The sequence below is a fragment of the Vibrio sonorensis genome, assembly GCF_001854765.1.
Classification (GTDB): domain Bacteria; phylum Pseudomonadota; class Gammaproteobacteria; order Enterobacterales; family Vibrionaceae; genus Vibrio; species Vibrio sonorensis.
The window spans coordinates 1-4,847 of the sequence record NZ_LJJE01000106.1 but is presented as its reverse complement, the minus strand read 5'-3'; the positions used below and the strand labels follow the sequence as shown (position 1 = coordinate 4,847).

Genomic DNA, 4,847 nt, shown 5'->3' with positions numbered 1-4,847 from the left:
ACAAATATAGAGTACCAAGCTTTATTTGAAATTGGAACACTCGAAAAATGATTGATTTTAATGGATTTTCAAAAAACTGAGTACTTACAGACGCTTCAATGGCTAAATTTTTTTCAATTATTTTTAGGGAACGCTTGGTGGGGAATAGGGCGAAGCTGATAGCGATAGGGGATAGCCAGTTTATTCCAAAAGAAGGGCCAACGATTGCTGGCCCTTTTGGTGATTTAGTGGATTATGCGCTTGGCTTTAGTCGATACGCCAAATCTTTATCATCCAGCTCGACCGCAACCTCATGAAGCATTGACTTCATCTCTATCGATAAATGCTCTTCAACAACCTTAGTCACTTTCAACAAGTAATCAGCCGCTTGTTTGTCCAATGAGTTTTGCATGCAGTAGGTACGTACATACACATCCTTTAGTACACTCGCCAATTGGTGTGCGGCTTTATCTTCCGTATTTGCGACAACGCGTTTTAGAAACTTCATTCGATGTTCTAAAGCACTGAAGTGCTTTTGAGCTCGGTCTGTGTTCATTTGCAGTAAGTTGTACTCACGAAGCATTTTTGGCAATCTCGCTTGCTCGTTCATCTTTTTCCGCTGGGTCGATTGACGCTCTGTTTCAGGTGCAAATTCTGCATTGAATCCTTTTGGATTTAGCAGGTGAGTATTGACGTACTCATACAGCATCTTTTGAAAATACTTACCAAACAATCGAGTCTGCTCACGAGTGAGTTTCGAGATATCGGTATCTTTCGACAGTATTGTTTCAGAGACGCCTTTTTCTTTCATGTAAGCTTCAACAACTTGGATTTGTGCTCGATTCAAATCGTATTCACCGCTTTGGGTGTTCATTCCAGAAAGGTAGTAATGGGTATGCGCTCCGGTCGTCTTATAGCGACCGATGACCTCATCCCACAGCCTTTCATCGTGATGGAGCACAATGGCCTTGATTCGATAATCTGGGAAGTAGTGCAGTAAAAAGTCTTTGGTGATATTCACGTATTCTTCTTCTGAAATGATATCAGTAGAAATTCCCCACTTGTGCGGGATTTTCAAGATACCTTCCTGTACGTACACCGCATTTTCATTGCGAGGTTCATCCGCTAATCGATTATGTGCCTCAATGTAGCGCTCAAGTGTGTTCATGCGCTGAGATTTACGCATCATATCAAGCTTTTCTACGCGTTTTAAATCAAGCTTGATCTGCTCGTCACGAGCATGATTAATCAGTGCTGATAGCACCATGGCTATCTTATCGTGGCCTTGCCCTTGCTCAGTATTCAGTGCTTTTTTAAGTTTTCGTTTTGCGTCACTGAGCTTTTTCTGCCAACGAATTTTATTCGTGAGTCTAGGCTTGGGGGCAATAAATCGAGCTAATGATTCTCTGTCTTTTGTTGTCATTCGCTCAAAGTTTAGTATTCCGAAGGCTGGTAACCAAATAAGATTCGAAGATTCAAATTCAGTTAACCACTCAAGTTTTTTGGTTTGACTCAAGGCGATACGCAAACTATGCCTTACAGAAGACATTGCCTTGTGACTGTCTTCATGTCGATGAGTAAAGTTGATGCGATAATGGTTAAGGCGAACGGGTGTAAGTTTTTGATTACTGGTCATGATGCACCTCCTGTAGGAGGTGGCCAAGTATCATACCCAGAGCTAAGCTCTGGACAGCCGCTTTAATGGCATCTTTCACGAAGTGGAAAGTGCCATTGAAGCACAGCTGGTTATGATTAAATGCCACTTTTTCAATGGCACTTAATCGGTGGAGTGAAACTCCAGTTTTTTGATATGTCATAATTTACTCTCTTATTATTTTTATCTGTAAATTGGTTATTTAGTCAGTTCTCACTAAGTGTTAGAGAGATTACTGAGTGTGTTTCCGCAAGGACGGCTTCCTCAGCATCTTCAGTATCCATGCGATAACAGAAGGTTTAACTGGCTCTATTGTAACCTCAACAGCTTTGTCAACTTTTGCTTCTTGTTCGCTGGTTAGTGAACTTCTCATTGCCTTAGAGAAACGCTCACAACTGTCTCCTGCATCTTCCACAATCCATTTCGAATAATGTTGATCGAGCATCGTGTCATTCACATGACCAAGTTGACGACGAACCCACTCTTTTGGAAGACCCATGGTTATAGCTTGTGATGCAAACGTATGTCTGATCTGGTTCGGCCCTCTGTGCTCTATTTCTAATGCTCGCAACATCGGAGTAAAGTACTTTTTAGCGTACTGCTTTGGATCAATAAACGGTTTCTGAGTAGCACTATTGATAAATACAAAGCGAACTCGTTCTCTTCTAGTACTGAAATTGTCCCGTTGCTTAACATTGATAGTGTGGATCTTTAGGTCGCCCGTTTGTTTTTGAGTTTCACGCAGAATGCGTATAGCTTCATCACTTAGCTCAACTTGGCGCTCTGCCGATCTGGTTTTAGGTCTTTTATATTCTTTTGCGAGAGGCTTTGCCCGTTTTACATAAAGTATTTTTTTGTCGAAGTCGATATCACTCCATGCAAGCGCTATTAACTCGCTCATACGTAGTCCTGTCAAAACACCAAATGAGAACAAAGAGCGAGCAACAGAGCATGTTTCATCATACTGAGAGATTAACTGGATTTCTCGTTGAGTGAATGGATGCGCCTCTGAGTCGCCATTTGGATAACGAACAACGCTCTCTAAAGGCGACTTAGAAATGACAAAGTCTTTCTTTGCATGCTCAAAAATTTTGCTCAGCAAACTTAAGTATGCATTTCGAGTTTTAGGTTTCCATGGTTTCTTGGGTGCTAACTTACTTCTAGCTTTTTTGGGCTCATTAACCCATATCAAGATTTCAGAATTGCTGATCTCATTAATTGGATAATGCCCCAACTCTCTTTCAATGATATTGAGTCGTGAGCATTCAGAGCGCCATGAAGTGTACGCTAATTGACTTTCGAGGATGGGTTTTATTTTTTTGATGTACGAAGACAATGTTTGCATTGTGCTTCTCCTTTTTACTACATGCATCTCCCAATTACATGTTAATGATTGTGCCTATACATTAACAAAAATCACACCCAAAGTCAACAAAAATACCTTTAAAAACAATTACTTAGTGAAATTAGTATACAATATTCAACGACTCATTAAGACAACATCCATTCTAATTCTGGGTACTCAATTTTCTCAATGTGCGGTCTAAGTAACTCTACCGAAAGCGTTTTTCCATAATGACCAAATGTTAGGGATGAATGAGAATGCCCAACCAATTGCGCCACAATATGCTCAGAAATATTTTGCTTTTTTAATTCATCAATGAAGGTATGGCGGAAGCTATAAGCTGTAGGGCGCTCCCTAACATGGAATCCTTTGCGGGTTAATAGCCGCCCAAAAGCGACCGTTAAAGGCTTAGAAAAAGTACCGCTTCCCCACACTTTAAAATCAAATAGCTGGGCCTTTTGGGCTTGATGTCGTCTATCAACAAAATCCTTAAATGACGATTCATGGAATAGGGAGTGGAGGGGGATAACGCGTCGAGAGTTGCTATTTTTGACACTCTGATTCACCGCACTGTCGCTAATTGTAAGTGTTTTCTCTTTCATGCAAACATCAGATACAGTGAGTTGGCACACCTCAGAAGGCCGGCAACCATGATAAGCCATCATTAACAAAGCCCACTTCAACTGCTCATTGGAATTCTCAAAGGTATCGTGTGTAAACACTTTCTTAAGTTGCTCTTTCGTCCATCGTGGGCGAGAACGCTGCTCTTTGGTGCTTTTTGGCTTCGGTAGCTTGATGTACTCAAATGGCTGTTTATCCAAGTGCTCGGTTGCGATACACCATCCCAAAAATTGTTTAATTGACGATAAGTAGAACTGGTTTGTTTTATGACTGCGCTGCTCTGATAACAAGATATCTCGAAACTGCATAGCCACAGATGAAGTGACTTCATCAAGATAAGTAATATTGCATGACGTAATAAAGTATTTTGAGCGCTGCTCAAGCTGATGAATGGATAGCTCTGAAATGTTTTCTAAGCGTTTACTGACAATAAAGGAAGCCAGTAACGGTAGAATTTTCTCTCTTGTTTGAGGTTTTAAATTTGATGTTTCAGACTGTAGCGTCTTTCTTTTTTGACTGATGGGTGAGTTTGTTTTAACTGTGGATATATTAAGGTCTGAGCGTAGGGAGGCGATAGCCATCCCAATGCGCTCTTTGAATTCCCTAACGCAACTATCAGGGGTTGTCGAACGAATGATGGGACGCAGTACGCTTAATGCTTCAATGCCCCTGTCCATCGCTACAGGGCGATCTTTGGTATACAAAGACAATTTCACATCAAAAGGAAAGCCACTGTTTTTTAATGATTTAGGTAAACAGAGCCGCGTATAGTAGACGCCGGAAGCGGATTTGAAAATATACATTGACTGAGTCAATCCTCTTAATTGAGGAAGAACATGCCAGAAACGAAAAAAGCCTTTGATAAACAAAGGCTTTTTTCTTAGGGAATATGGCGGAGAGATAGGGATTTGAACCCTAGATACGCTATTAACGTATGCCGGTTTTCAAGACCGGTGCTTTCAACCACTCAGCCATCTCTCCACAAATTTTTGTAATCAAAGTCTTACTAAAACTGCTTTGATTATGAATTTGGCTTTATGTGCAGAAGATTTTGTGCTGAGAAGCTCAGCGTACAAGGGTACCTGAACATCTCAAGCATCAAAAGATGCAAACTATAAAGTCAAATTGTATTTAAAGCCTGGTGATGTCCTACTCTCAGATGGGCGGTGCGACGTTTCGCAAACACACACTACCTTTCTAAAACTAAGCTATCGGGCTTAGCGCTTAGTTTTCACTAAGTCACTGAAA

Annotated in this window: 3 protein-coding genes and 1 tRNA gene; all 4 read right to left on the bottom strand. The window is 40.9% G+C overall.

What is annotated here, in order from left to right; translation table 11 throughout:
* Positions 1–232: 232 nt before the first annotated feature.
* The 4 genes from BLO31_RS19295 to BLO31_RS19275 all read right to left on the bottom strand — a co-directional run bounded on the left by BLO31_RS19295 (position 233) and on the right by BLO31_RS19275 (position 4,580).
* Positions 233–1,615 (bottom strand): hypothetical protein, encoded by a 1,383-nt coding sequence (locus BLO31_RS19295; protein WP_070970664.1) that lies wholly within the window; start codon positions 1,613–1,615, stop codon positions 233–235.
* Positions 1,616–1,865: 250 nt separating this feature from the next.
* Entirely contained in the window at positions 1,866–2,978 is a 1,113-nt protein-coding gene (locus BLO31_RS19285; protein ID WP_070970658.1) for a tyrosine-type recombinase/integrase, read from the bottom strand.
* A gap of 146 nt (positions 2,979–3,124) precedes the next feature.
* Positions 3,125–4,468 carry a site-specific integrase gene (locus tag BLO31_RS19280; protein WP_139159071.1) on the bottom strand — a complete coding sequence of 448 codons (1,344 nt, stop codon included), beginning with the start codon at positions 4,466–4,468 and terminating at the stop codon, positions 3,125–3,127.
* A gap of 21 nt (positions 4,469–4,489) precedes the next feature.
* A tRNA-Ser gene (locus BLO31_RS19275) sits at positions 4,490–4,580 on the bottom strand.
* Positions 4,581–4,847: the final 267 nt, after the last annotated feature.

Bases quoted from the DNA above. Each gene is read 5' to 3' on its own strand.
- BLO31_RS19295 (WP_070970664.1), bottom strand. From the start codon at position 1,615: ATGACCAGTAATCAAAAACTTACACCCGTTCGCCTTAACCATTATCGC.
- BLO31_RS19285 (WP_070970658.1), bottom strand. From the start codon at position 2,978: ATGCAAACATTGTCTTCGTACATCAAAAAAATAAAACCCATCCTCGAA.